This window comes from Larkinella soli (assembly GCF_003703975.1).
Taxonomy (GTDB): domain Bacteria; phylum Bacteroidota; class Bacteroidia; order Cytophagales; family Spirosomataceae; genus Larkinella; species Larkinella soli.
The window spans coordinates 156,459-181,834 of sequence record NZ_QTJY01000010.1; the positions used below are offsets into that span (position 1 = coordinate 156,459).

A 25,376-nucleotide genomic window follows, 5' to 3' on the forward strand; every position below is an offset into this window, starting at 1 on the left:
GTTATTGATACCTGATTTGATACGTCAGCAGCAGAACGCCGGTGTCGTATGGTTTTGAATCCAGTAAGGTAAGATCGACGTATTTTTTACTGGTGCCGAACAGCCGGATGCCGCTGCCGAGCAGCGCCGGGTTCAGTTTGACGATCAGTTGGTCGATGAGTTCGTTCTCCAGCAGAAAAGCCGCAAATGCGCCCCCTCCGCACAGATAGATGTCGGTCCCCTCCCCGGCTTTCAGTTGCCGGAGAAAAGCCAGTTCATCGCGGTCGATGATTTCCACCCGCTCGTCCGGGGGTGTTTCGAAGTGCAGGGTTTTGGAAAAGATGTAATGCTTCATCCAGGGGTAGGGCGGCTGGCCCGGCTGCATTCCGTACTGATAGCCAAATTCATACGTCGCCTTTCCCATAATGACGGTATCGTAACTTTTCAGCGACTCCAGATACTCGGTGACGTGTTCTCCTTCCGGTACGAATCCTTTATCGACCGAGCCGTCTTCGTTGCCGATGTAGCCGTCGAGGGTGGACGCAACGTGATAGACAATCTTTCTCATGCGGTTTATGAAAGGTGATAGGCAGGCGGCAAAGGTACGCCAGGATTCATTTTAAAAAGTCATTTAAAATCCTTTTTAATCCGTGCGCCGACGCCTACCTTTGCCGGAATGGACACGAGCAGGGAAACCGACCTCAATACGGAACAGAAGATTAAGGAAGCCGCCCGTAAGGTGTTTCTGGAGAAAGGATTCGACGGGGCCAAGCTGAAGCACATCGCCCAGGAGGCCGACGTGAACATCGCCCTGGTCAATTATTACTTCCGGAGCAAGGAACAGCTCTATAAGAGCATTTTTCTCGAAGCCTTCAAAAATTTCTTCGGCACGATCTATCATCTGCTCAACGATGAATTGCCCCTTGAAATCAAGATCTGGAAGCTGATCGACCGCTATACCGATTTTCTGGCCGCCAACCCCCACCTGCCCCTGTTTGTCCTGTCCGAGCTGCTGAAGGGCGGGGGCGTTCTGATCACCGACCTGGAGATGCCGAAACTTCTGAAAACCTCCCACTTTGTGATGCAGCTTCGGGAAGAGGGCGAACGCGGCACCATCCGGAAGGTCGACCCGATTCAGGTGCTGTCCACCCTGATCGGGACGCTGGTGCTGCCGTTCATGGCGAAGCCCATCATTACCCTGATCGCCGATTTCGAGAACGAGGAACAGTTCCGGGTCTTTCTGGAAAACCGCAAAACCGTCGTTTTTGAAATGGTCATGGGCTACCTACGCAGCCGATGACGCGTCCTGCTCTGGATTAAATGCCTTTTCAAAGAACCCGACGGTAAAAAAACAGCCGGCGAAAAGAGTATGATCGGATGGGACTTAACTAATCAGTAATAGGACCCATTCACTATGAAAAGACTATTCCGGATCTTCTTCCTTCTGGTGGCTGCACCGGCCTTCGCCCAGCAGCCAACCCCGCTGAAACTCTGGTACGATAAACCCGCCGGAACCACCTGGACGGCGGCCCTGCCCGTCGGCAACGGACGGCTTGGCGCGATGGTGTACGGCAATCCCGATCAGGAAGTCATCAAGCTCAACGAAGCCACCGTCTGGTCGGGCGGCCCCAACCGCAACGAAAATCCGGACGCGCTTTCCGGTCTGGCGACTATCCGGCAGCTGATCTTCGAGGGCAAACACGCTGAAGCACAGAAGCTGGCGGCCGAGAAATACCAGTCGAAAAGTAACAACGGGATGAAATACCAGCCCGTCGGTAACCTGCACCTGAGCTTCCCGGGCCACGATCAGCATTCGAATTACTATCGCGATCTGGACCTCGAACGGGCCGTGACCACCACTTCCTATACCGCCGACGGCGTGAAATATACGCGCCAGGTGATCGCTTCCGTTCCCGATCAGGTCATCGCCGTCCGGCTCACCGCCGACCGGCCGCGCCGGCTGAGTTTCACGGCCTTCCTTACCAGCCCGCAGCAGTCGCAGGAAAGCGTGGAGAAAGGCGGCAAACTGGTGCTGACCGGTACCACCGGCGACCACGAGGGCGTCAAAGGCCAGGTGAAGTTCAACGCCCACGTGCGGGTCATTCCGGAGGGCGGACAACTGACGGCGGGCGATACGTCCGTGACCGTCAGCAACGCCGATGCCGCTACGATTCTGGTTTCCATCGGTACCAACTTCGTCGATTACAAAACCCTGACCGCCGACCCGCGGGCGCTGGCCGAAAAGTACCTGACGAAAGCCGCTCCCCGGCCGTTCCAAACCATCCTGAACGACCATGTAGCGGCCTACCGCAAGTATTTCGACCGCGTCCGGCTCGACCTCGGCACCAGCGAAGCCGCCCAATTGCCGACCGACGAACGCATCCGGCAGTTTGCGACCGGCAACGACCCGCAGCTGGTGACGCTGTACTTCCAGTTTGGGCGGTATCTGCTGATTTCAGCCTCCCAGCCCGGCGGTCAGCCTGCCACCCTTCAGGGCCTCTGGAACCAGCAAATGGACCCGCCCTGGGACAGCAAGTATACGATCAACATCAACACCGAGATGAACTACTGGCCCGCCGAGCTGACCAACCTCAGCGAGATGCACGAGCCCCTGATTCAGATGGTGAAGGAGTTGTCGGTGGCCGGCCAGCCGACCGCCAGAACCCTCTACGGCGCCGGGGGCTGGGTGGCCCACCACAACACCGACCTCTTCCGCATTACGGGGCCCGTGGACCCCATTTTCTACGGTTTATGGCCGATGGGCGGGGCCTGGCTGAGCCAGCACCTCTGGGAGAAATACCGCTATTCGGGCGATAAGAACTACCTCAAAACCGTCTACCCGGCCATGAAGGGTGCCGCCCAGTTCTTTATTGATTTTCTGGTTGAGGAACCGACGCATCACTACCTCGTCGTGTGCCCCGGCATGTCGCCGGAAAATGCCCCTTCAACCCGGCAGGGCGTCTCGATTGGCGCAGGAACCACCATGGACAACCAACTGGTGTTCGACATCCTGACGGCTACCATGCAGGCGGCCGAAGTGCTGAATACCGACGCGGCCTTCGTCAAAACGCTGAAGGAAAAACGCGACCGGCTGGCGCCGATGCAGGTCGGCAAACACGGTCAGCTGCAGGAGTGGCTCGAAGACCTGGACGACCCCAACGACAAGCACCGGCACATTTCGCACCTCTACGGTCTGTTCCCTTCCGACCAGCTGTCGGCCTACCGCACCCCCGAGCTGTTCAGCGCGGCCCGCACCTCCCTCGAACACCGGGGCGACGTGTCGACGGGCTGGTCGATGGGCTGGAAGGTCAACTGGTGGGCGCGGCTCCTCGACGGCAACCGGGCCTATAAACTCATCACCGACCAGCTTTCGCCGGTGAACAAGCCCGGCAAGAAAGGCGGGGGCGGCACCTACACGAACCTGTTCGACGCCCACCCGCCGTTCCAGATCGACGGCAACTTCGGCTGTACGGCCGGTATTGCCGAAATGCTCATGCAGAGCCACGACGGCGCCATCCACCTGCTGCCCGCCCTGCCCGACGGCTGGAAGTCCGGCAGCATCAGCGGCCTGCGGGCGCGGGGCGGCTTCGAGATCCGGTCGATGGAGTGGAAAGACGGCCGGCTGGCGAAAGTGACCATCCGCTCGACGCTCGGGGGCAACTGCCGCATCCGCGTCCCGAACGCCCTGCGTGCCGCCGGACTGACGCTCAAACCCGCATCCGGCTCCAACCCGAACCCGTTCTACAAAACCGCCGACACCAAACCGGCCGGCGTCTCGCCGGAAGCAAAACTGAATCCGCCCGCTCCGAAAGCCACCCAACTGGTCGAGTTCACGACCCGGCCGGGGCAGACGTATGTGCTGACGGCGGAGTAGACCACCCCCGGCCCCTCCTTGGTAAGGAGGGGGAGTTCGCTGCCAATTTTTTAAAATCAGCAAAGCCACCCCCTCCTTACCAAGGAGGGGCCGGGGGGTGGTGCGATAAGTAAACCCGGCCTGCCCCCGCCTTTTACCATCACATCCTTCAGAACCCCGAACCTGACGTCGTTATGGAAAAAGAACCGGCAACGGCCGTTTCCCGCAGAAAATTCATCGGGCAGGCTTCCACGGCCCTGTCCGCCTTCCTGATCGTACCCCGCTTCGTACTGGGCGGCCGGGGCTACCGGGCGCCCAGCGACATGATCACGCTGGGTTTCATCGGAACCGGCAAGCAGAGCCGCGGACTGTCGCGGCAGTTTCTGACCACGGGCGAAACCCGTATTCTGGCGGCCGCCGAGGTCTACAAGGCCAAACGCCAGCTGTTCATCGACCAGGTCAAAACTTTCTACACCAGCGAGGCCGGGCAGGGGAAGGGGACGTATACCGACATTCAGCTCTATGACGATTTCCGGCAGCTGCTCGACCGCAAGGACATCGACGCGGTGGTGATCGTGACGCCGGACCACTGGCACGCGGTCATGGCCGTGAAAGCCGCCGAAGCCGGCAAGGATATTTACTGCGAAAAACCGCTTTCGCTGACGGTGCGGGAAGGCCGCGCCATGGTGCAGGCCGCCCGGAAACACAACCGGGTGTTCCAGACCGGCAGTATGCAGCGCTCCTGGCCGGAGTTCCGGCAGACCGCCGAACTCATCCGCAACGGCTACCTCGGCGACATCAAAATGATTAAAGTGAACGTCGGCGGGCCACCGAAACCGTATACGCTTCAGGGCGAGCCGGTTCCCGAAGGACTGGACTGGAGCGCCTGGCTGGGGCCGAACGAGCCGAAACCGTTCAGCACGGAGCTGGCTCCCCCGCTCTCGCAGGACGTTTTCCCGAACTGGCGAAACTACAAGGAGTTCGGCGGGGGCGGAGTGACGGACTGGGGCGCTCATATGTTCGACATCGTGCAGTGGTCGCTGGACATGGACAACAGCGGGCCGGTGGAGGTGATTCCGCCCGACGGCAGGGAGCATAAATTCCTGACCTACCGCTACGCCAGCGGCATTACCATGACCCACGAGCCCTGGGAGTGGAGCAACGCCATCCAGTATGTCGGGACGGAAGGGACGCTGAACATCCAGCGCCGGAAGCTCGAAACCACCCCGACGGCCCTGAAAGACCGCGTGATCGGCAACAACGACAGGCGCGTGTATTTCAGCGACAACCACTACAAGGACTTCCTGGACGCCATGCGGAAACGCAGCAAGCCCATCTGCGACGTGGAGGTCGGGCACCGGACGGCGACGGTCTGCAACATCGGCAACATCGCCTATGAACTGAAGCGGCCGCTGCGCTGGGACCCGAAAAAAGAATCGTTCAAAAAAGACAGGGAGGCCAACGCCCTGCTCGAACGCCCGCTGCGCGACGAATGGTCCATTAAAGTTTAACCCGAAAAACGACGGCAAGTCCGGTTTTCCATGAAATTTCGCCCGAGTGTTTTCCTGTTCCTGGCCCTCTGTCTGATCGCTTCTTCGGCGGCTACGTGGCAGAAGAAGGATGCCTGGATTCAGCTTTTCAACGGAAAAGACCTGAAAGACTGGTCGGTGAAGATCGCCGGGCACCCGCTGAACGACAACTTCGGCAACACGTTCCGGGTCGAGGACGGGAAGATGGTGGTCCGGTATGACCAGTACAAGGCCTTCGACGAGCAATACGGCCATATCTTCTACAAACGTAAGTTTTCCCACTACCTGCTGGTGCTGGAATACCGCTTCGTCGGGGACCAGGTCGCCGGCGGACCGGGTTGGGCGACCCGTAACAGCGGGGCCATGCTGCACTGCCAGGACCCGGCCACGATGGGCGTCAAACAGGATTTCCCGATTTCGCTGGAGATGCAGCTGCTGGGCGGTAACGGCAAGGCCGAGCGCCATACGGCCAACCTCTGCACCCCGGGCACCAACGTGGTCATGAACGGCAAGCTGTTTACCCCGCATTGCGTCGATTCACGCTCCAAAACCTACCACGGCGACCAGTGGGTGCGGGCTGCGGCCCTCGTCCTGGGCGATTCGATGATGGTCCACATCGTCGAGGGCGATACCGTGCTGTCGTACGAAAAACCGCAGATCGGGGGCGGTAACGTAATCCACCACAACCCGGCCGTAAAGAAAGACGGGCAGCTTATCCGGGAAGGCTGGATCTCGCTCCAGAGCGAAAGCCATCCCGTTGAATTCCGCAAGGTGGCGCTGTTCGACCTGGCGCCGTATGCCCGCGACCGGAAGCGGCTGACCGCCGTCCTGCAGAATCTGCGCACCGCCACGCCCTAAGCCGCCGACCACCGTCCATTTGGATAAAAAGAGCGGCCCCGCCCAAACCCGGCCGCGGGGAACGGGTTCTACCTGCAACATAACCCGATTCCGAATGTTTACACTTGCCATCCATGGGGGAGCCGGCACGCTGTCTCCTTCCGAAATGACTCCCGAAAAAGAAGCCGCTTACCGCCGGGGCCTCGAAGACGCCCTGCAGGCCGGTCTGGCGGTATTATCCGGGAACGGATCTGCTCTTGACGCCGTCGAAAAAGCGGTGAACAGCCTGGAAGACAATGAATTGTTCAATGCCGGGCGGGGGGCCGCCCTCACCTCGGACGGCCGCCAGGAGATGGATGCTTCGATCATGTGCGGAAGAACCGGCAAAGCCGGGGCCGTGGCCGGGGTGAAAAACGTCCGGAACCCGATCACGCTGTCGCGGCTGGTGATGGAAAAAACCGATTACATCTTCCTGCTCGGTGACGGCGCCGAAGAATTCGCCCGGGAACAGCAGCTGCCGTTCGAACCCGATGCCTATTACATCACCGAATTTCGAAAGGAGGAACTGCGGAAGGCGCAGCAGAAACCGGCTGGCGTCGGGAAGGGAACGGTCGGGGCCGTGGCCCTCGACCGGCACGGCAACCTGGCGGCCGCCACCTCCACCGGCGGCACGACCAACAAACGGTACGGCCGCGTCGGCGACAGCCCGATCATCGGGGCCGGCACCTACGCCGACAACCGCATCGGGGCCATTTCCTGCACCGGCGACGGCGAATATTTCATCCGGCTCGTGGCCGCCTACGACGTGGCCTGCCTCATGGACTACAAGGGTCTTTCCCTTGCCGAAGCCTGCCGGACGGTAATATTCGACAAACTGAAACCGCTGGGGGGCGAAGGGGGGCTGATTGCCGTCGATCCGGCCGGAAACGCCGAACTCGTTTATCATTCCGAGGGCATGTATCGCGGATGGGCCGACGAGCGGGGCCGGAAGGAGGTCGCAATCTTCGACCGGTGATCAGGAGATTTTCATATCCCGCAGGGTGAAGTTGTTGCCGTGGCGGAGGATATGCACCAGCATGTTCTCGATGAAAATGTCGTGGCTGGCCCGGGCGACGGTGTAGTTGGATTCCTGAAGGCTCCGGCCGTCGATGAGCGTCACCAGGCCCGACCCGATGGTTTCGAGTTTGTTTCCTTTTCGTATAATGATGCCGGTATCTTCTTCCAGCCCGATGCCGATGTGGGTGGGGTTCTCGGCCACGGCCACGGCCAGCCGCCGGAAGCGCCCCCGCACCAGAAAATGGGTATCGATGATGGCTTCGTGGACCAGCGCCAGGCCGGAATACAGCGGCACGGACGTGCTGGGGCGGCCGGTTTTTTCTTCGGCCGGATAGATCATCAGGTCCGACATGGCCATCGCTCCGGCGCTGGTTCCGGCAATGACGAACGTATCCTGCAGATAACGCTCATGAATGAGTCTGGCGAACGCCGTATCCCGGAACACGGAAGTGAGCTTGAACTGGTCGCCCCCGGAGAACATCACGGCGCCGGCTTTGGCGATGCGTTCCAGCACCTCCGGCGCGTCGGCTTCTTCGCGGCTGGTGATCGGTAAGACGTCGGTTCTGGCGTGCCCCAGCTTGCGAAAGGCGCGTAGGTACGTACTGCCTACTTTTTCGGGAATGCTGGAGGCCGTGGTGATGACTTCGAGCGAGGATTTGGGGTTTTTTATCTCCGAAACCACCCGGTAAAGAATCCCGGAACTGACGAAATGATGGGGCGTGTCCTGGACGTGCAGCGGCTTTCTTCGGGTTCCTTTGTCTTCGTTTCCGCCAATGGCAATCAGCGTTCCTTTTACGATCATAAGGCTTCTTCTGTCAGGCTTTGGGGAAATCTCCTGACAAAATAAGATAACAGCGGCCAAATTGTTTCATCCGGAGCCGCAAAGCGGCAAGAGATTTTATTCTGCTCCGTTTTTCCTCCGAGGCCTTTTTAACCACCCCCCGGCCCCCTCCTTGGTAAAGAGGGGGAGTTTTTTGTCATCCCGACGCAGGAGGGATCCTGTGGCACGGCATTCCGTCAGTTGGGTCATTGAGCCATAAGATCCCTTCTTCCGTCGGGATGACAAACCTCTGCGAAGCCACCCCCTCAGAGCTTGTTTGGGGAAGGGTTTATCCTGAAGAACGAGGGACGCCGGACCACCCCCCGGCCGGAGCGCCGGTCCGACCCCTCCTTGCTAAGGAGGGGGAGAGTGCGCTGCCCCTTTTCAGTTCTGCGGAGCCACCCCCTCCTGTTTTAGGAGGGGGCCGGGGGGTGGTCTCTCAGCAGGTTACCAGTTCTTCGTGAGGCTCCCGCGTGCCTTCCTGTTCGAGCAGCGACCGGATCATCGACACCGACTTGGCGATTTTCTCGGTCAGGTGTACGATCAGCGTTCCCGGTTCCGCCCGGTTGACCGCAAACTTCAGGGCTTCGCACTCGTCCGGGACGACCTGAATCGGCTTCTGCGGGTCGACCGACCGGATTCCTTCCGACACGAGTTGGATAATTTCGGCTTCCGGCCGCCCGCGGGCGTCTTCGTCCAGACGGATGACCACTTCGTCGAACATACCTCCGGCAATGGTACCCAGTTCGCGGATGTCTTCGTCGCGCCGGTCGCCGACCCCGGTGATGATGCCGGTTTTCCGTTTAAAATCAGTCGCCTGGATATATTCGGCCAGCGCCCGCAGGCCGTGCGGGTTGTGGGCATAATCGACCAGAATGCTGAACTCCCGGAACTTGAACCAGTTCATCCGGCCGGGGGTAGTTTCACTCGACGGCTCGAAGGTCCGCAGTCCGTCGGCGATGGCTTCGGGTGTCATGCCCTGGCAGTAGGCCGCCAGCGTGGCCGCCAGAATGTTCTCGACCATGAAGGTCGCCTTGCCGCCAAAGGCCAGCGGGATAGCTTCGACCCGTTCGATACGGAGGACCGCATCGCCCTGCCGAATCGTGATGAAACCGTCTTCATACACCGCAGCCAGACCGCCCGCCTTCAGGTGAGACACGATCCGCTCGCTGTCGGGACGGCGGCTGAACAGGGCCACCCGGCAGCTTACCCGTTCACGCATGCCGTAGGTATGGTCCTCGTCGGCGTTCAGGACGGCGTACCCGCCCGAACGCACGGTTTCCGGAATGACCGACTTGACCCGGGCCATGTCCTCGACGGTATGGATGCCGTTCAGACCCAGGTGGTCGGCGGCCACGTTGGTCACCACCCCGACGTCGCAGTGTTCGAACGCCAGCCCGGAGCGCAGCATACCCCCACGGGCGCACTCCAGCACGGCGACCTCGACCGAACTATCCGTCAGCACCTTACGGGCGCTGATCGGCCCGGTGCAGTCGCCTTCCTCGATGCAGAAATTACCGATATAAACCCCTTCGGTGGTCGTAAATCCCACCGTTTTGCCCTGATGCCGGAACAGGTGGGCCGTCAGCCGGGTCGTGGTCGTTTTGCCGTTCGTCCCGGTGATGGCGATAACCGGGATGCGGCCGTTTTCGTCGCCGGGGAACAGCATTTCGGCAATGGCTTCCCCAACGGGCCGGGGTGTCCCTTCCGACGGGTGCGTGTGCATCCGCAGACCGGGGGCGGCATTGACCTCGATCACCACGGCCCCGGAGGGCTTCAGGGGCAGGGTCAGGTCTTCGGCGATCACGTCCACCCCGCAGATATCCAGCCCAACGGTCCGGGCCACGCGCTCGGCCATGAACGCTACCTCCGGATGAAGGAGGTCCGTTATGTCTACGGACGTACCGCCCGTGGAGAGGTTGGCCGTTTGTTTCAGCGAAAGCGTTTTACCGGCCGGAATCACCGAGTCCAGCGTCAGATTCTGCGCCTTCAGGTAGTCCTGCGAGCATTCGTCGACCACGATTTTGGTCAGCACGTTGAGGTGACCGTCCCCGCGACGGGGGTCCTGGTTGGCCTGATCGATCAGTTCGCGGACCGTCGAGACACCGTCGCCCGTTACCTGGGCCGGAACCCGCCGGGCAGCCGCCACCAGTTTGTAGTCGACCACCAGCAGGCGGTAATCGTCGCCGGTGATGAACTGTTCGACCACCACCCTGTCGGAGTGTTCTCTGGCCCGGTGGTAAGCAATAAACAGTTCTTCGGTCGTCCGGATGTTGGTCATTACCCCTCGGCCGTGGTTTCCGTCCAGCGGCTTGACCGTCAGCGGGAAGCTGATGGACCGAAGCACCTCCTGCAGGCCGCTTTCATCCTGAACCACTTCGCCCATCGGCACCGGAATACCGGCGGCTTCGAGCACCTGCTTGGTCACGCTTTTGTTGTCGGCGATTTCCACGCCGATGGCACCCGTCCGGCTGCTCATGGTGGCCTCAATGCGCTTCTGGCGGGCGCCGTAGCCCAGCTGGACATAGGAGTCGTTATCCAGGCGGATGAACGGAACGCCTTTCCGGACGCAGGCTTCGACGATGGCGGAGGTGCTGGGGCCCATGCGATCCGATTCATACAGGTGCTTCAGCCGGGCGATGATGGCGTCAAGGTCGATCGGTCGATTATCGATCAGGGCCTGGGCGATTTCAACGGCCTTACCGGCCGCATAGTAACCGGCACGTTCCTCACTATACGCAAAGATGACGTTGTAGACGCCCACCGGCCCGGCACCCCGGGTGCGGCCGAAGCCGACTTCAATACCGGCCAGTGCCTGAATTTCGAGGGCGATATGTTCGATCACGTGGCCCATCCAGGTCCCGTCCTGTACCCGGAAAAAGAAGCCGCCGGGCCGTCCTTCCGAACATTGGTGGGTATAAAGGCTGGGCAGAAGTTGCTTCAGTCGTTCGTAAAAGCCGTCGATGGTATTGGTCGGACGCTCTTCCAGCTCTTCCAGATCGAGGGTCATGGCCACCAATTTCGTATACCGCACCGACCAGTTATTTGGGCCGCGAAAAAAGCGGATATCCAGAATTTTCATACGTTTGAGTTGTTGTGCGTTCTATTGGCTTTCTTAAAACGGATAAAAACTCGTTTTGCTTTCCGGAATTGAATTTCTCGTATTAGCAGACTTAAAAAGGGTAATGTGGTTCGGGAAAAGGTAATTAATATACAATTTTTTATCGCCTGAATCCTGTTGCCTCCCTGCTTTTTGAGGCAATGGCCCGGGGGGAAGGCCGATCGTTTACCCCCGGGCCTGTTTACCCTTGCCCCCTGAAGGGGAGCTTTGCCAGATCCCACTCTCCCTTTAGAGATTGTTTAGGGAGGGAAGATCAACCACCCCCAACCCCCTGAAGAGGGCTTAGCTTCGCCCGGTAGGGGGCTTGCGGGTAGCTACAACCATCGGGTCGCAACGCGACCTAAATGCCGGCATGGTGGGTAGGGGATGAAACGCCGTGTTGGTCCTGGAGTAGGTCGCGTAGCGACCCGATGGTTGTAGCCACGACCGGACCACCCCACCCCGGCAGTGCCGTCAGGCACGGAACCCCTTCCCCAAACCACTTCTGAGAGGGTTTAGGGTAAAGACCTGAGAGACGTTTGTAGCTGCCAACGGGCTGAAAGTAGCGAAGCAGTGCCTTCAGGCACTTTCACTTCCGTAAAATACCGGGAAGCGACTATTTTAGTGCTGGTGTTTGCTGAACATCTTTTTTAGCTTTGTGGCCATACAAACTACCCGACCATGCCGAAAACGATTCATCAGGGCCGAAATGTGAAACGCTTCCGGGAGATGCTCGGCATCAAGCAGGAAGCCTTAGCCTTCGAGCTGGGCGAGGACTGGAACCAGCGAAAAATCTTGGTGCTGGAGCAGAAAGAAGACATCGAGCCGGAGTTGCTGGACCAACTGGCCCGCGTGCTGAAAGTGCCGGCCGAGGCCATCCGGAACTTCGATGAGGAAACCGCCATGTTCAACATTCAGCACAATTACGAGGGATCTTCCGTCAATTCCAGTCCCGTCAATTCCCATTCGATAAATCCCACCATGCATACACATTGTACCTTCAATCCCATCGATAAAGTTGTAGAACTCTACGAACGACTTCTCGAGGCCGAAAAAGAAAAGGCCGAACTGTACCAAAAGCTTTATCAAGAAAAGTAGGCGAAGAACACCCCGCACCGGGGGCTTGGCTTTCAGGGGGTTAGGAGTTTAATGAACAATCCTCAGGAAAACCACCCCCCATCCCCCTCCTTACCAAGGAGGGGGTGGCTTCGCAGGGACTGGGGATTGGCAGCGCACTCCCCCTCCTGTTTTAGGAGGGGGGCGGGGGGTGGTTAGAACCCGATCGAATTCCCCCCGTCGACCGGCAGGGAGGCTCCGGTGATGTAGCGGGCGCCGTCGGAGGCCAGAAAAACGGCCGCGTGGCCGATGTCTTCGGGTTTGCCGAAGTGGCCCATCGGCGTCCGGCGAAGGGCGCGGTCGCGACGGTCGGGGTCACCGCCCATAGCTTTTCGGCTCATCTCGGTTTCGATAAACCCGGGCGCGATGGCGTTGACGCGGACGCCGTGGCCGGAAAACTCCGACGCCAGAATGCGTACCATCCCCTCCACCGCCGATTTGGAAGCCCCGTAGGCCGCCACCCGGTCGATGCCGTAGTAGGCGGCCATCGAGGTAATCATCAGAAGGCAGCCGCTGCGCCGTTCCACCATCCGGCGGGCGCAGGCCCGCGTCAGGGCAAATACCGCATGTAAGTTCGTGTGAACGATGCGGGCAAACTCCTCGTCGGTCACCTCCAGCGCGGGTTTTTTCAGATTGATGCCGGCATTGTTGACCAGGATGTCGACCGGCCCGACGGTGGTTTCGATCTGCTCTACCAGCCCTTCCAGCGACCCGAGGTCGGTCACGTCGTTGGTGACATAATGCGCCTGCCCGCCGAGCAACGCGACGGCCTCCTTCAGCGGCTCTTCGCGCCGGCCCGTGATGACCACCTGCGCCCCGGCTTCGACCATGCAGCGGGCGATGTCGAACCCGATGCCGGTGCCGCCCCCGGTGATCAGCGCGACCTTCCCGGACAATGAAAAAATGGACTTCTGACTCACGATATAGAGATAATAACAGTTTAAAATGGTTGGGCAGACGCCGTCGGCCGGGGTTCCGCCGAACGGTTCCGGGCCTGTTCGGCCAGTGACCGTTCGATGCCCAATTCGAGGCCGCGCAGTTCGGCCAGCCCGCGGAGCCGGCCGATGGCCGAATAACCGGGATAGGTCCGTTTGCCGGAATTCAGGTCGTCGAGCATCTGGTGGCCGTGGTCCGGGCGCATCGGAATGGACGTTTCCCCTACTCCGGCCCGCTCCCGGCGCTGCTGTTCCAGCACGATCTCCTTGACAACGGCAAACATGTCAACGTCTCCCGCCAGGTGGTCGGCTTCGTAAAAATTGCGCGGGTCGGCTTCGCGTTTGGTGGTGCGCAGATGCACAAAATGGATGCGGTCGCCGAAGCGCCGGATCATGCCGGGCAGGTCGTTGTCGGGCCGGATGCCGAGCGAGCCGGTGCAGAACGTGATGCCGTTGGCCCGCAGGTCGCAGGCCGCCATCAGCTGCGCCAGATCGGCTTCGGTGCTGACCACCCGCGGCAGACCGAGCAGCGGCCTCGGCGGGTCGTCGGGGTGAATGCAGAGGTTCACACCCGCTTCCGCGGCTACCGGAGCCACTTCCCCGATAAAATAATACAGATTCTCGCGCAGTTCCCGGTCGCCGATGGAGCCGTATTCGTCGAGCAGGCCCTGGAAGGTGGTCAGCGTGAAGCTTTCTTCGGAACCGGGCAGGCCGAGCAGCACGATGTTGCCCAGTTCCGTGACGGCTTCGGCACTCATGCGTTCGAACTTCTTCCGGGCGGCTTCGGAGGTTTCCGGCTCGTAGTGGGCTTCGGCGCCCGGCCGTTTCAGGATGCAGAGATCGAATACCGCAAAGTCCTCCCAGACGAACCGCAGCGCCCGCGAACCGTCGGGCATCTCGTAGCTGAGATTGGTCCGCGACCAGTCGAGCACCGGCATGAAGTTATAACAGACCGTCCGGATGCCGCAGGCGGCCAGGTTCCGCAGGGACTGCTTATAGTTTTCGATATACCGGGCGCGCGTCGGCCGGCCTTTCTTGATGTCTTCGTGGACCGGCAGGCTCTCCACCACCGCCCAGTGCAGGGACGAATAGGTGCCGTTGGCGGCCCCGACGAGCCGGATGCGTTCCTCGATGTCGGCGATTTCCCACACCGCACCGACCGGTATCTGGTGCAGGGCGGTGACGACGCCCGTACAGCCGGCCTGCCGGATGTCCATCAGGGAAACCGGGTCTTTCGGCCCGAACCACCGCATGGTTTGTAACATTCCCATCTTTTAAAAGAATATGCCCCACAGCACCACCAGCATCACGCCCAGAATGACCGAAGCAATGATGTTCTGACGACGCCGTGACCGGCTTTCAATTTTATAATCTTCGGTTAAATCGACGTTTCCGGCGTATTCGAACGTCATGCCGTCGAGTTTTTCCTGCGCCGGGCGCTCGGTAGCCAGGCTGATGACGATCAGCAGCAGGATCGAGATCACGAACAGGATGATCGCAAAGTGCATGAAGTTCATCTCGACCATGGTTTTAATAAACGGGTTGCTGAAGGGGCTGTTTTTATGGATCACCTCCAGCACGAACCGCAGCAGGCCCAGCACGAAACCGGTCCAAAGCACCACGGCGGCCCCTTTGGCGTTGGCGCGGGGCCAGAGCAGCCCCACCAGAAACACGCAGGCAATCGGCGGACTGATGTAGCCCTGCACGCTTTGCAGGTAGACGTACAGCTGATCCGACAGCACGTTGACCAGCGGCACCCACAGCAGACTCACCGCCACCAGCACCACCGTCGAGATCCGCCCGAAGTTCACGAGCCGCTTCTCCGACGCGTCGGGGTTGAATTTCTGGTAGACGTCGAGGGTCATCAGCGTGGAGGCACTGTTGAAAACGGCCGCCAGCGAGGCCATGAGGGCAGCCAGCAGCGAGGCCACCACCAGCCCCCGGAAGCCGGTCGGCAGGAGGTATTTCACCATAACCGGATACACGTCGTTCGGGCTGATTTTCTGCCCCGGCATCAGCAGCCCTTTCTGCTGGAGGCCGTAACAGATCAGGCCCGGCAGGATCAGGATGAAGACCGGCAGCACCTTCAGAAACCCGGCGAAAACGGTCCCGGATTTGGCATGGTCGATGTTTTTGGCCGCCAGCACCCGCTGCACGATGCTCTGGTCCGTACACCAGTACCAGATGCCGACGATGTAGGGCGCGATGATGACGCCCGTCCACGGAAAATCCGGGTCGGTCATGGGCTTGAACATCGACAGGTGGCCGTCGGGCACGGTCCGGACGAGTTCGTCCCAGCCGCCGAGCTTATCCAGCCCGATCCAGGTCAGGGCAATGGCCCCGATGAGCAGGATAAAGGTCTGAATCAGTTCCGTATAGATCACGGCGGCCATCCCGCCCGCGATGGTGTAGATACCGGTCGCGACGACGAGCAGGATGGATGAGGTGTAAAGATCCCAGCCCATCACCTGCTTGAGCAGAATCCCGACGGCGAACAGGTGGACGGAGATTTTAGTCAGGATGTAGGCGATGATCGAAACGGAGCTGAGATACCAGCGGCTGGCCGGGCTATACCGACGCTCCAGAAACTCCGGCATGGTGAACACCCCGGATTTGAGGTAAAACGGCACGAACACCCAGCCCAGAATGAGCAGGCAGACGCTCGCCGACCACTCGAAATTCCCGGCGGCCAGCCCCGAACTGTAGCCGGAGCCGGACAGCCCGATGAAATGTTCGGTGGAGATGTTGGAGGCAAACAGAGAGGCCCCGACGGCAAACCAGCCGACGTGCCGCCCGGCCAGAAAATACTCGGTACTGCTGCGCTCCTTCCGGGAAAAGTAAAACCCGATGGCAAAGACGATGACGAAATAGAGGCCGATGATGGCGTAATCGATCAAACCGAATTCAAGGTTCATAGATTGGTATACAGGTTACTTTTTCAGATGCAGATCGGCGAAGTTCAGGAACTGATCCCAGTCGAAGGCCGTCACTTCGTGCTTGCCGGTGCGGTAATGATAGCCGATGGTTTTCCGGATGGGCTGGTTCAGCGGGGGCATCCGGTCGGTGCCGAGGTCCTGAGCGCCCAGCAGGCGGTAAACCGGCCCGGCGGCTACGCAGGCCAGAAATTCACCCCTCGGGTCGCCCCATTTGTCGTCTTCGGCTCCGGTGATGTAGACCGGCCGGGGGGCGATCAGGGCGATCAGTTCGTGGGCGTCGACGGGCAGCTTTTCCTCCTGATCGACGTACTGCCGGAAATTTCCGGCGAACCAGTACGGAAACGAACCGGCCAGATTACGAACCCGCTCGCCGTAATCGCGCCGGTAAAGCGAAGCGCCCCCCTCCCCCGACAAGACCGACAGCACCATCGCAAACCGCGTGTCCTGCGCCCCGGCCCACAAAACCGCCTTGCCGAGCCGCGAAAAACCCAGCACCGCCACCCGCCGGGCGTCGACGGCCTTGTCGGTCTGGAGATAATCCAGCGCCCGGCTGAGGCCGTACGACCAGGCCCCGATGGCGCCCCAGTCGTCGGGGGCGAGCTCGGTCTGGCCCGGTTTGTAAAACAGCGGCCGGATGCCGTGGACGACGGCACCCTTGAAATCAGGTTCGATGTCCTGATAGCAGACCGTTGCGAAGCCGTAGCCCCGCGCCAGCACTTTCTCCACGTCGAAACCCTTGTCCCGCCCGCGCGATTCCTCGGGGGCCTGCATCCGTTCGTGGGTTTTCCCGGACCAGACCGTGGCCCGTTTGACGGCGGGGTCGGTCGTGACGGTATGGTTGCCGAAGAAATTCGTCGAGAAAATGACCGGCACCGGTTTGGTGGCGTCGGCGGGCAGGTAGATCAGGATGTCCTCTTTGGGGCCGTCTTCCCTTTTCGGGGAAAAATAAATGGTTACCTGCCGCCGGACGGCTTTTCCGCCCAGAGCCTGCTTATCTTCCTCAAAAACCTTGTAATTGATGGATTTAGGCGGTTCGGGACTGCGACCGTAGATGTTCTCGGCAAACAGTTCCATCAGTTCCGGTCGCCGTCGCCGGGTCCAGTCCTTCGCGGTCCGGACGGGTTTGCCGTCGCGGAACACCAGCGGGTCGGGGAGCGTAAAGGTGCCGGCTTTGGCTTCGTCGTAGTTGGCCGCCGGGGCCTGGGCCTGAGCCGCTGCGCCGATCAGGAGCGCAGCCACCAGACCCAGACCGCCCTGCGGCCGCATTCGAAGATGAATCATTCGGTACGGCGTTTGGCTCAGACAAAGAAAGGCACGTCTTTCGGCGCATACTTCTTCATGCCCTCCTCATTGATCTCCACCCCGATGCCCGGCTTTTCCGACAGCGGGATAAAGCCGTCCTTGACCATCGGCCCGTCGAAGGTGACGATCTCCTTGAACATCGGATCTTCGTGAAAATAGATCTGCCATTCCAGAATCAAGAAGTTGGGTACTGACGCGCAAACGTGGCTCGACGCCATCGCACCCAGATATGACGCCACCATGTGCGGAGCAAACGGTACGTAATACAGGTTGGCAAGGTTGGCGATCCGCTGGGCTTCTCCCAGCCCCCCTGCTTTCTGGAGGTCGGGCATGATGATGTCGACGGCCCCGATTTCGAGAAGGCGCCGGAAGCCGTGGCCGAGGTAGTGGTTCTCGCCGGCGCAGATCGGCGTGTTGGACGCTTCCCGGATCTGGCGGTAGGCTTCGGCGTTTTCGGCCGGAATGGGTTCTTCCAGGAACAGCAGGTTGAGCGGTTCCATCATCTTAGCCACGCGCCGTCCTGTGGTGACGTCATACCGCCCGTGCATATCGACACAGATATCGATTTTCGGCCCGACGGCTTTCCGGACGGCGGCAATCTGGTTGTACATCCGTTCCAGCTCACCGGGGCTGGCCGTCCAGTTGTAGAGGTCGTATTTGTTCGGGTCGTCGCGCTCGTCGATGTCATATTTGACGGCATTGAAACCCATCTTGACGGCGTCGGTGGCGCTTTTGGCGAAATTATCCGGGCTTTTGTCATTGTCCCGATACGTGCCGGTATCGCAGTAAACCCGGATTCGGTCCCGGAATTTACCGCCGAGCAGCTGATACACCGGCAGGCCGAGCGCCTTCCCGACCAGATCCCAGAGGGCGGTTTCGACCGCCGACAGCACCGAGACGTACATCCCGGCCTGGGCGCCCTCGAAGAAGCCCGACCGGCGGACGTCCTCGAACAGACGGTGGACGTTCAGCGGGCTTTTGCCCTTGATGCGCTGGCCCATCATCTTGACGAGGTGGTAAGTGCCGGGCGTGGCGTCCACGGCCTCTCCGCAGCCCCAGATGCCCTGATTGGTATGAAGCTTCACGAACAGACTGTGCCCGTTGCGGATATAACCGCACCTGATGTCGGTGATTTTCAGGTCCGACGGTTTGGACGACATCGGCGTCCGTTCGACGGCCGTTTCCAGCCCCTGCCCGAACGACGACAGGGCCGAGCCGGCAAAGACGCCGGCCAGGGCGCTCTTGGTCAGGAAAGAGCGCCGGGATGAGTTGAAGGTCATGAGAATGAATGGTTTAGGGGCGACGATTTACCAGGTACGGGTTTTCAGGTATTCCTGAATCTGCTCTTTCGGGACGGGGAGTCTATCGATGTAGGCGTTGAGCCACGTCGAAAAATCCTTCTCGATCTCGTCCGACCAGCGGGAGTCGATCTGGCCGGGGGTGTATTTCTGCTCCCGCAGGCGCTGGTGGCCGAACATATCGCGCAGCCGCACGATCTCCGAGGTTTTCACGACTTTCTCGGCCAGATGGGGCGGGATGAAGATGACGCCCCCGTCGCGGCCCAGCACCACGTCGCCCGGCATGACCATGACCCGGCCGATGCGGGTCGGGCGGTTGATGCCCACCAGCGTGGTGTTCAGTTCGCCGTCGGGGTTGTTGAGGTGGTGTGAGGGGTGGTAGCTGCGGAAGAAGGACGTGAAGCCGCCGATCTCCTTTAGGCCGTTGATGTCGCGGACGGCCCCCTCGTAGACGATGCCGTTGCCGGATTTGGCGAAGATCGAGTTGCCGAGGTTGTCGCCGATGGTAGGGCCGTCTTCGTGCATATCAAACTGGTCGACCACGTAGACGTCGCCCTTGGTCAGCATGTCGATGGGCCAGGAGTTCTGTGATTTGACGCGGCCGTCCTTTTCGTGGCCTTTCTTATCGGTGACCCGGTGAATGTCGGGCCGTCCCGGCATGAAGGTGGCCGTGAGCGCCCGCCCGACCAGCACGCTGTCGGGATTGATGACCTGCCAGCCGCCGGCATACTGGTATTTGTAGTTTTCGCCCTTCAGCACCGCCCAGGCTTCCTCGTGGGTGACGAGTTTCATGCGCTTCAGGATGGCGTCCGGAACTTTGGGTCGCCCGTCGGGGAAGCGTTCGCCTTTCCATTCGGGCGTCAGGAAGATGAGTTCCTCGCGCGAAATCTGCTGCGCGAGCGATGGGGCCGCCTGCCCCAGCAGGAGCAGCGCCATTACGGTCAGGAATACCAGTTTCATAAAGGTTCAGGAATTGAATTCTGTCCTAAATGTCCTGATTATTTCCAAAAATGCAACCGATTGCATAAACTATTTTTGGGAAAGATTCACCGATTTTGCTACCGTTAACTAACTGATCGACGCTCTCTTCACAATTTTCTTAACATTCGCTTAACATTGAGATAATATTTAAGTAATATTAAACTCTGTCGTCCCGGCCGTCTGCCAATTGAATCGGGACGGTTAGGGAAACAAACCAACCATTTATGTATCCTTTACTCCAACCGGGAAGTTATGAAACGCATTGTATATTCACTGGTTCTGGCGGGCATCGTCGCTATGGGGGCCTTCGCGAATCCCGTCACTACTGATAAAAAAGAACCTGCGGCTTCCGGAAACTGGCAGCAGCAGATTGCCCTGCACCTGGTTCGGCCGGACGTGCTGAAGAAGAACAACCCGGGCAGTGTGGTGGTCATCAGCTTTCAGATCAATGAAGATAACCGGCTGGCCCGTCTCAGGGTGTTCAGCGAGGACGAACGGCTCAATAACGACCTGATTCGTCAGTTAACCGGCAAGCGGGTGAATGCCCCGGCCTCGGAGCTGGAAAAAACGCATCTGATGCGGCTTCATTTTTCCACCCGGTAATCTCTCCGCGTTCCTTCCTCTTTTTATACCTTCGGGATGGCCCAATTGCCGTGATAGTGTGCTTTCACCAGTTCATTGGCTTTTGGGTCATCCACGACTACGTTCTTCTCCGCGTCCCAGACCAGTTTCCGGCCCAGCCGATAGGCCATATTGCCCAGTTGGGCATGAACGGCTACGTCACGCCCGGCTTCGGCCGGACAGTTGGGCTGGTTCCGGCTGCGGACGCACTCCACGAAGTTGAGCGTGTGGTTGTCGAGGTCGCGGCCGTTGCCGCTGCGGGCAGGCTGGGCGGGCATCAGGTAGTTCCCGGCCTCCACCTCAGGCAGCACCTCCCACCGGCCCCGGTCGATCACGACGCTGCCCAGATTTCCGACAAAAGCCACCCCGTGTTCCCGGTCGTAAGGGCCGCGGGCCGTGCCGAGCGACTGCTCCCACAGCAGGGAGAAATTGCCGTAATCATACACCACCTGCATCGTGTCGGGCGTGTCGCCGTCGTGGTCGGGGAAGCCGTATTTCCCGCCGACGGCCATGACGGATTTCGGGGCCGTGACGTTCATACCGGCCAGCACCATGTCGATCATGTGGGCGCCCCAGTCGGTCATGAGGCCGCCGGCATAATCCCAGAAATACCGGAAGCTGCCGTGAAACCGGTTCCGGTTGAAAGGCCGTTTGGGCGCCGGGCCGAGCCACATGTCGTAGTCGACTCCGGCCGGAACGGCTTCGTCGGCCACTTTGGGGAAGGTTTTGCCGTAGGGCATGAACGCCCAGGCCCGGGCGGAGCGGACGTGGCCCAGCTTGCCGGCCCGCACGAAATCGAGGGCGGCTTTCCAGTGGGCACCGCTGCGCTGCCACTGCCCCACCTGCACGATGCGGTTGTGCTTCCGGGCGGCCGCCACCATCAGATTGCACTCCTCGATGGAGTTGGCCAGCGGTTTTTCCACATAGACGTCTTTTCCGGCCTGACAGGCCATCACCGTCGGCAGGCAGTGCCAGTGGTCGGGGGTGCCGACGATGACGGCGTCGATCTCCTTGTTTTCGAGCAGCTTACGGAAATCGCTGTAGAGAACGGCTTTCCGGCCGGGCGGGGTTTTGCCCGGCATTTTCTCCAGTTCGCCGGCCCGGCGGTTCAGGACGTTGGCGTCGACGTCGCACAGGGCGACGCAGGTGACGCCGGGGTGCTTGAGCATGGAAGTGAGGTCGGCCCAGCCCATGCTGTTGCAGCCGATCAGAGCCACGCGGACCTGATCGGAAGGCGCCTGGAAGGCGGGCGACGCCTGGAGTTCGTCGGGGAGGGCGGCCGTCAGGCCGATGCCGGATGCGAGTTGGGTAGATTGCCGCAGGAACGTACGACGCGAGCTTTTCATCGGGTTCAGGAATAGAAAATGACCAAATGGGAATACTCAAATCTAAAAAGAATATTTCCGCAAACTGTCCTGTGTAATCGGGCCGTTTAAACCGTCTCCCGACCGATTAAACCGGTTTTGCGAAATCTTACCCCCTGAGAAATAAAACCCTTCGAGAAATTGTTACTGTTCTATGGAGCAAACCGCTAATTTTGCAGAACTTTATTAATCGTTCGAATCAATTAATACGGAATGATAAATCTTATCACGAAAGGAATTACGAAACTCTTCGGTACCAAATCGGATCGGGATATCCGCGAACTGCTCCCGTACGTCGAGAAGGTCAACGCCGAGTTTTCGAAACTCCAGTCTCTTTCCAACGACGAACTCCGGCAGGTGACCGCCGAGCTGAAACAGACCATCGCTCAGCGGTTGCAGGGAATCGATTCGCAGCTGGCCGACCTCCAGCAGCAGGTGACCAGCCAGCCGGATATGGACGTCGACGCCAAGCAGCGCATCTTCACCCAGATCGATAAGCTGGAAGCCGACCGTAACAAGGAACTCGAAGTGGTGCTGCTGGACATTCTGCCGCGCGCTTTCGCCACGGTAAAGGAAACCGCCAGGCGTTTCGCCGAGAACGAACGGCTGGAAGTGACGGCCACCGACATCGACCGCGAACTGGCCGCCCGGAAAGGCCATATCACCATCGAAGGCGACAAAGCCTACTGGGCCAACAGCTGGGAAGCCGCCGGCGCCCTCATCAAGTGGGATATGGTCCACTACGACGTACAGATCATCGGCGGTACGGTATTGCACCAGGGCAAGATTTCCGAAATGGCAACGGGTGAAGGGAAAACCCTCGTCGCCACCTTCCCGGCCTATCTGAATGCCCTGGCCGGCCGCGGTGTCCATATCGTAACGGTGAACGACTACCTCGCCAAACGCGACTCCGAGTGGATGGGGCCGCTGTTCGAATTTCACGGCCTGCGCATCGACTGCATCGATAAGCACCAGCCCAACTCCTTCGCCCGCAAGCAGGCTTATCTGGCCGACATTACCTACGGAACCAACAACGAATTCGGCTTCGACTACCTCCGCGACAACATGGCCCGGGGAACCGATGAGCTGGTGCAGCGCAAACACCACTACGCCATGGTCGATGAGGTCGACTCCGTGCTGGTCGACGACGCCCGGACGCCTCTCATCATCTCCGGCCCCGTGCCGCGTGGTGACGAGCAGGAATTCAGCGAATTGAAACCCCGGGTGGCCCGGGTGGCCGAAGTCCAGCGCAAGCTCGTGATGGACCTTCTCAACGAAGCCAAAAAGAAAATTGCCGCCGGCGACGAAAAAGAAGGCGGTCTGGCCCTGTTCCGGGCGCACCGCGGTCTGCCGAAATACAAGCCGCTGATCAAGTACCTCAGCGAAACCGGCATTAAGCAGGTTCTTCAGAAAACGGAAGCCATCTATCTGGCCGAAAACCAGAAGCTGATGCCCGAAGCCGACAAGCCGCTGTATTTCACCATCGACGAACGGCACAACAGCATCGAGCTGACCGAAAAAGGCATCGACTTCATCACCGGATCGGGCGAAGACCCCAACTTCTTCATCCTGCCCGACCTCTCCATCGACCTGAACGCGATCGAGAAAGACCGCGAGCTGGAGGAAAAGGAAAAAATCCTGCACAAGGAAGCCCTCATCCGGGATTATTCGGTCAAGACGCAGCGCATCAACACCGTCAACCAGTTGCTGAAGGCTTACTGTCTGTTCGAACGCGACGTCGACTACGTCATCATGGACGGCAAGGTCAAGATCGTCGACGAGCAGACCGGCCGGATCATGGAAGGGCGCCGGTGGTCGGACGGTCTGCACCAGGCCGTCGAAGCCAAGGAAGGCGTGAAGGTCGAGGACGCCACGCAGACCTACGCGACGGTTACGCTTCAGAACTACTTCCGGATGTACCACAAGCTGGCCGGTATGACCGGTACGGCCGAAACGGAAGCCTCCGAATTCTGGCAGATCTACAAACTGGACGTGGTCGTGATCCCGACCAACCGGAACATCGTCCGGAAAGACCAGGAAGATAAGGTGTACCGCTCGGTACGCGAAAAATACAACGCCGTCGTCGATGAGATCGTAAGTCTGGTCGAGCAGGGCCGCCCGGTGCTGGTCGGTACGACCTCGGTCGAAAACTCCGAGCTGCTGAGCCGGATGCTGGGCCTGCGGAAGATTCCGCACCAGGTTCTGAACGCCAAATTTCACCAGAAGGAAGCCGAGATCGTGGCCGAAGCCGGGAAGCCGGGAACGGTGACGATCGCCACGAACATGGCCGGCCGGGGTACCGACATCAAGCTGACGCCCAACTCCCGGAATGCGGGCGGTCTGGCCATCATCGGTACCGAACGCCACGAATCCCGCCGGGTCGACCGGCAGCTCCGCGGTCGTTCGGGCCGTCAGGGAGACCCCGGTACGTCGCAGTTCTTCGTGTCGCTGGAAGACAGCCTGATGCGCCTGTTCGGGTCCGACCGGATCGCCAGGATCATGGACCGCATGGGTCTGGAAGAAGGCGAAGTGATTCAGCACTCGATGATCACAAAGTCCATCGAACGGGCGCAGAAGAAAGTCGAGGAGAACAACTTCGGCATCCGGAAACGCCTGCTCGAATACGACGACGTGATGAATTACCAGCGCGAGGCCATCTACAAACGGCGCCGGAACGCGCTCTTCGGCGACCGCCTGGCCCTCGACATCGCCAACACGATGTATGACGTCTGCGAAGACCTCGTCAACAACACGGAAGGCAATTACGATGAACTGGCCCTTCAGGTGCTGACGGCGCTCGGCTTCGAGCTGCAAATGCGCCCTGAGGAGTTCAACCGCCTGAAGTCGAAGGAACTGGCCCAGAAGCTGTACGAAGAAGCCGACCGGCATTACCACGAAAAGAACAACGCCATCCGCGAGAAATCGCTGCCGGTGCTGCAGGGCGTCATGGCCGAGCGCGGTGCGGTCATTCAGGACATCGTGGTGCCGTTCAGCGACGGCCTTCGCGAACTGATGGTCGTGACCAACCTCCGGAAAGCCGTCGAAACGGAAGGCCGCGAGATGATCACGGAAATGGAAAAGGCGGTTTCGCTGTCGATCATCGACCAGGAATGGAAAGAACACCTGCGCGAGATGGACGACCTGAAGCAGTCGGTACAGAACGCCGTGTTCGAGCAGAAAGACCCGCTGCTGGTCTACAAGTTCGAGTCGGTCGAGCTGTTCAAGCGTTTCCTGAGCAAGGTCAACTTCGATACGATCAGCTTCCTGACAAAAGCCGACATTCCGGGCCAGGAGGTCGAAGAAATGGAGCAGGAAGTGCAGCAGGCGCCCGTCCGCCGGCCCGAACCGCAGCCCGAACTGCATACCAATAAGGAAGACCATGACGAGCCGGTAGCCGGCGGGCCGCAGGAATACGCCCGCAAGATGGCCACCGCCGAAAAGCAGGCGCCCGTCCGGACGATCAAGGTCGCCAACCGCAACGAGCGCGTCAACGTCCAGTATTCGGACGGCACCGTCAAGCGCGACGTGAAATACAAAACCGTCGAGCACGACGTGCAGAGCGGCCGTGCGGTGCTGATCGACTGATCAGGCACTTAAGACAAAAAAACGGGGCTCCCAAATCTGGGAGCCCCGTTTTTTTGTCTTACAG

At 59.9% G+C, this 25,376-nt stretch carries 18 protein-coding genes; 8 read left to right on the forward strand and 10 right to left on the reverse strand.

Annotated elements, in window-relative coordinates; all coding sequences use genetic code 11:
- Position 1: 1 nt before the first annotated feature.
- The gene (locus DX909_RS18120) at positions 2 to 547 is read right to left on the reverse strand and encodes a dihydrofolate reductase family protein (RefSeq protein WP_128546611.1); all 546 of its coding nucleotides are present in this window, start codon (positions 545 to 547) and stop codon (positions 2 to 4) included.
- A gap of 108 nt (positions 548 to 655) precedes the next feature.
- Here DX909_RS18120 and DX909_RS18125 point away from each other — a divergent pair, with 108 nt between their 5' ends.
- The 5 genes from DX909_RS18125 (at position 656) to DX909_RS18145 (ending at position 7,213) form a co-directional block, all read left to right on the forward strand.
- A complete protein-coding gene (locus DX909_RS18125) occupies positions 656 to 1,279 on the forward strand; it encodes a TetR/AcrR family transcriptional regulator (protein WP_128546612.1) in 624 nt (207 codons plus the stop codon).
- A 114-nt stretch (positions 1,280 to 1,393) separates the two neighbouring features.
- Positions 1,394 to 3,853: a glycoside hydrolase family 95 protein gene (locus tag DX909_RS18130; protein ID WP_128546613.1), complete on the forward strand. Its 2,460-nt coding sequence runs from the start codon at positions 1,394 to 1,396 to the stop codon at positions 3,851 to 3,853.
- A 173-nt stretch (positions 3,854 to 4,026) separates the two neighbouring features.
- Positions 4,027 to 5,343: a Gfo/Idh/MocA family protein gene (locus DX909_RS18135; RefSeq protein ID WP_128546614.1), complete on the forward strand. Its 1,317-nt coding sequence runs from the start codon at positions 4,027 to 4,029 to the stop codon at positions 5,341 to 5,343.
- 30 nt (positions 5,344 to 5,373) lie between these two features.
- Positions 5,374 to 6,219, forward strand: coding sequence for a 3-keto-disaccharide hydrolase (locus tag DX909_RS18140; RefSeq protein WP_128546615.1), 846 nt, complete (start codon positions 5,374 to 5,376; stop codon positions 6,217 to 6,219).
- A gap of 94 nt (positions 6,220 to 6,313) precedes the next feature.
- Complete coding sequence (locus DX909_RS18145; RefSeq protein ID WP_128546616.1) at positions 6,314 to 7,213, forward strand: isoaspartyl peptidase/L-asparaginase family protein; 900 nt, start codon at positions 6,314 to 6,316, stop codon at positions 7,211 to 7,213.
- On the opposite strand, the gene DX909_RS18150 is transcribed toward DX909_RS18145, so the two are convergent.
- On the reverse strand, positions 7,214 to 8,056 hold the full coding sequence (locus DX909_RS18150; protein WP_128546617.1) for a cyanophycinase: 843 nt from the start codon (positions 8,054 to 8,056) through the stop codon (positions 7,214 to 7,216).
- Positions 8,057 to 8,513: 457 nt separating this feature from the next.
- Positions 8,514 to 11,156, reverse strand: coding sequence for a cyanophycin synthetase (gene cphA / locus DX909_RS18155; RefSeq protein ID WP_128546618.1), 2,643 nt, complete (start codon positions 11,154 to 11,156; stop codon positions 8,514 to 8,516).
- 699 nt (positions 11,157 to 11,855) lie between these two features.
- Between cphA and DX909_RS18160 the strand changes: the two genes are divergently transcribed.
- On the forward strand, positions 11,856 to 12,272 hold the full coding sequence (locus DX909_RS18160; protein WP_128546619.1) for a helix-turn-helix domain-containing protein: 417 nt from the start codon (positions 11,856 to 11,858) through the stop codon (positions 12,270 to 12,272).
- A gap of 173 nt (positions 12,273 to 12,445) precedes the next feature.
- On the opposite strand, the gene DX909_RS18165 is transcribed toward DX909_RS18160, so the two are convergent.
- The 6 genes from DX909_RS18165 to DX909_RS18190 are packed head-to-tail and all read right to left on the reverse strand — an operon-like array spanning position 12,446 to position 19,721.
- Positions 12,446 to 13,213 (reverse strand): SDR family NAD(P)-dependent oxidoreductase, encoded by a 768-nt coding sequence (locus DX909_RS18165; protein WP_128546620.1) that lies wholly within the window; start codon positions 13,211 to 13,213, stop codon positions 12,446 to 12,448.
- Between the two features lie 17 nt (positions 13,214 to 13,230).
- A complete protein-coding gene (gene uxuA / locus DX909_RS18170; protein WP_128546621.1) occupies positions 13,231 to 14,496 on the reverse strand; it encodes a mannonate dehydratase in 1,266 nt (421 codons plus the stop codon).
- A gap of 3 nt (positions 14,497 to 14,499) precedes the next feature.
- On the reverse strand, positions 14,500 to 16,140 hold the full coding sequence (locus DX909_RS18175; RefSeq protein WP_128546622.1) for a sodium:solute symporter: 1,641 nt from the start codon (positions 16,138 to 16,140) through the stop codon (positions 14,500 to 14,502).
- A 15-nt stretch (positions 16,141 to 16,155) separates the two neighbouring features.
- Positions 16,156 to 17,442 carry a glucuronyl esterase domain-containing protein gene (locus DX909_RS18180; RefSeq protein ID WP_206513018.1) on the reverse strand — a complete coding sequence of 429 codons (1,287 nt, stop codon included), beginning with the start codon at positions 17,440 to 17,442 and terminating at the stop codon, positions 16,156 to 16,158.
- 17 nt (positions 17,443 to 17,459) lie between these two features.
- On the reverse strand, positions 17,460 to 18,743 hold the full coding sequence (locus DX909_RS18185; protein ID WP_128546623.1) for a mandelate racemase/muconate lactonizing enzyme family protein: 1,284 nt from the start codon (positions 18,741 to 18,743) through the stop codon (positions 17,460 to 17,462).
- A gap of 27 nt (positions 18,744 to 18,770) precedes the next feature.
- On the reverse strand, positions 18,771 to 19,721 hold the full coding sequence (locus DX909_RS18190) for an RraA family protein (protein ID WP_128546624.1): 951 nt from the start codon (positions 19,719 to 19,721) through the stop codon (positions 18,771 to 18,773).
- A 273-nt stretch (positions 19,722 to 19,994) separates the two neighbouring features.
- Here DX909_RS18190 and DX909_RS18195 point away from each other — a divergent pair, with 273 nt between their 5' ends.
- On the forward strand, positions 19,995 to 20,345 hold the full coding sequence (locus tag DX909_RS18195; RefSeq protein WP_128546625.1) for a hypothetical protein: 351 nt from the start codon (positions 19,995 to 19,997) through the stop codon (positions 20,343 to 20,345).
- A 23-nt stretch (positions 20,346 to 20,368) separates the two neighbouring features.
- Here the strand turns inward: DX909_RS18195 and DX909_RS18200 are convergent, their stop codons facing one another.
- Complete coding sequence (locus DX909_RS18200) at positions 20,369 to 21,709, reverse strand: Gfo/Idh/MocA family protein (protein ID WP_128546626.1); 1,341 nt, start codon at positions 21,707 to 21,709, stop codon at positions 20,369 to 20,371.
- Positions 21,710 to 21,940: 231 nt separating this feature from the next.
- Between DX909_RS18200 and secA the strand changes: the two genes are divergently transcribed.
- The gene (secA, locus tag DX909_RS18205; RefSeq protein ID WP_128546627.1) at positions 21,941 to 25,312 is read left to right on the forward strand and encodes a preprotein translocase subunit SecA; all 3,372 of its coding nucleotides are present in this window, start codon (positions 21,941 to 21,943) and stop codon (positions 25,310 to 25,312) included.
- Positions 25,313 to 25,376: the final 64 nt, after the last annotated feature.

What these genes read in the sequence shown, in the direction of transcription:
- DX909_RS18185 (WP_128546623.1), bottom strand. Translation starts at nt 18,743, where the DNA reads ATGACCTTCAACTCATCCCGGCGCTCTTTCCTGACCAAGAGCGCCCTG.
- DX909_RS18180 (WP_206513018.1), bottom strand. Translation starts at nt 17,442, where the DNA reads ATGATTCATCTTCGAATGCGGCCGCAGGGCGGTCTGGGTCTGGTGGCT.
- DX909_RS18125 (WP_128546612.1), top strand. Translation starts at nt 656, where the DNA reads ATGGACACGAGCAGGGAAACCGACCTCAATACGGAACAGAAGATTAAG.
- secA (WP_128546627.1), top strand. Translation starts at nt 21,941, where the DNA reads ATGATAAATCTTATCACGAAAGGAATTACGAAACTCTTCGGTACCAAA.
- DX909_RS18200 (WP_128546626.1), bottom strand. Translation starts at nt 21,709, where the DNA reads ATGAAAAGCTCGCGTCGTACGTTCCTGCGGCAATCTACCCAACTCGCA.
- DX909_RS18145 (WP_128546616.1), top strand. Translation starts at nt 6,314, where the DNA reads ATGTTTACACTTGCCATCCATGGGGGAGCCGGCACGCTGTCTCCTTCC.
- DX909_RS18190 (WP_128546624.1), bottom strand. Translation starts at nt 19,721, where the DNA reads ATGAAACTGGTATTCCTGACCGTAATGGCGCTGCTCCTGCTGGGGCAG.
- DX909_RS18140 (WP_128546615.1), top strand. Translation starts at nt 5,374, where the DNA reads ATGAAATTTCGCCCGAGTGTTTTCCTGTTCCTGGCCCTCTGTCTGATC.
- cphA (WP_128546618.1), bottom strand. Translation starts at nt 11,156, where the DNA reads ATGAAAATTCTGGATATCCGCTTTTTTCGCGGCCCAAATAACTGGTCG.
- DX909_RS18150 (WP_128546617.1), bottom strand. Translation starts at nt 8,056, where the DNA reads ATGATCGTAAAAGGAACGCTGATTGCCATTGGCGGAAACGAAGACAAA.
- DX909_RS18195 (WP_128546625.1), top strand. Translation starts at nt 19,995, where the DNA reads ATGAAACGCATTGTATATTCACTGGTTCTGGCGGGCATCGTCGCTATG.
- uxuA (WP_128546621.1), bottom strand. Translation starts at nt 14,496, where the DNA reads ATGGGAATGTTACAAACCATGCGGTGGTTCGGGCCGAAAGACCCGGTT.
- DX909_RS18130 (WP_128546613.1), top strand. Translation starts at nt 1,394, where the DNA reads ATGAAAAGACTATTCCGGATCTTCTTCCTTCTGGTGGCTGCACCGGCC.
- DX909_RS18160 (WP_128546619.1), top strand. Translation starts at nt 11,856, where the DNA reads ATGCCGAAAACGATTCATCAGGGCCGAAATGTGAAACGCTTCCGGGAG.
- DX909_RS18135 (WP_128546614.1), top strand. Translation starts at nt 4,027, where the DNA reads ATGGAAAAAGAACCGGCAACGGCCGTTTCCCGCAGAAAATTCATCGGG.
- DX909_RS18175 (WP_128546622.1), bottom strand. Translation starts at nt 16,140, where the DNA reads ATGAACCTTGAATTCGGTTTGATCGATTACGCCATCATCGGCCTCTAT.
- DX909_RS18120 (WP_128546611.1), bottom strand. Translation starts at nt 547, where the DNA reads ATGAGAAAGATTGTCTATCACGTTGCGTCCACCCTCGACGGCTACATC.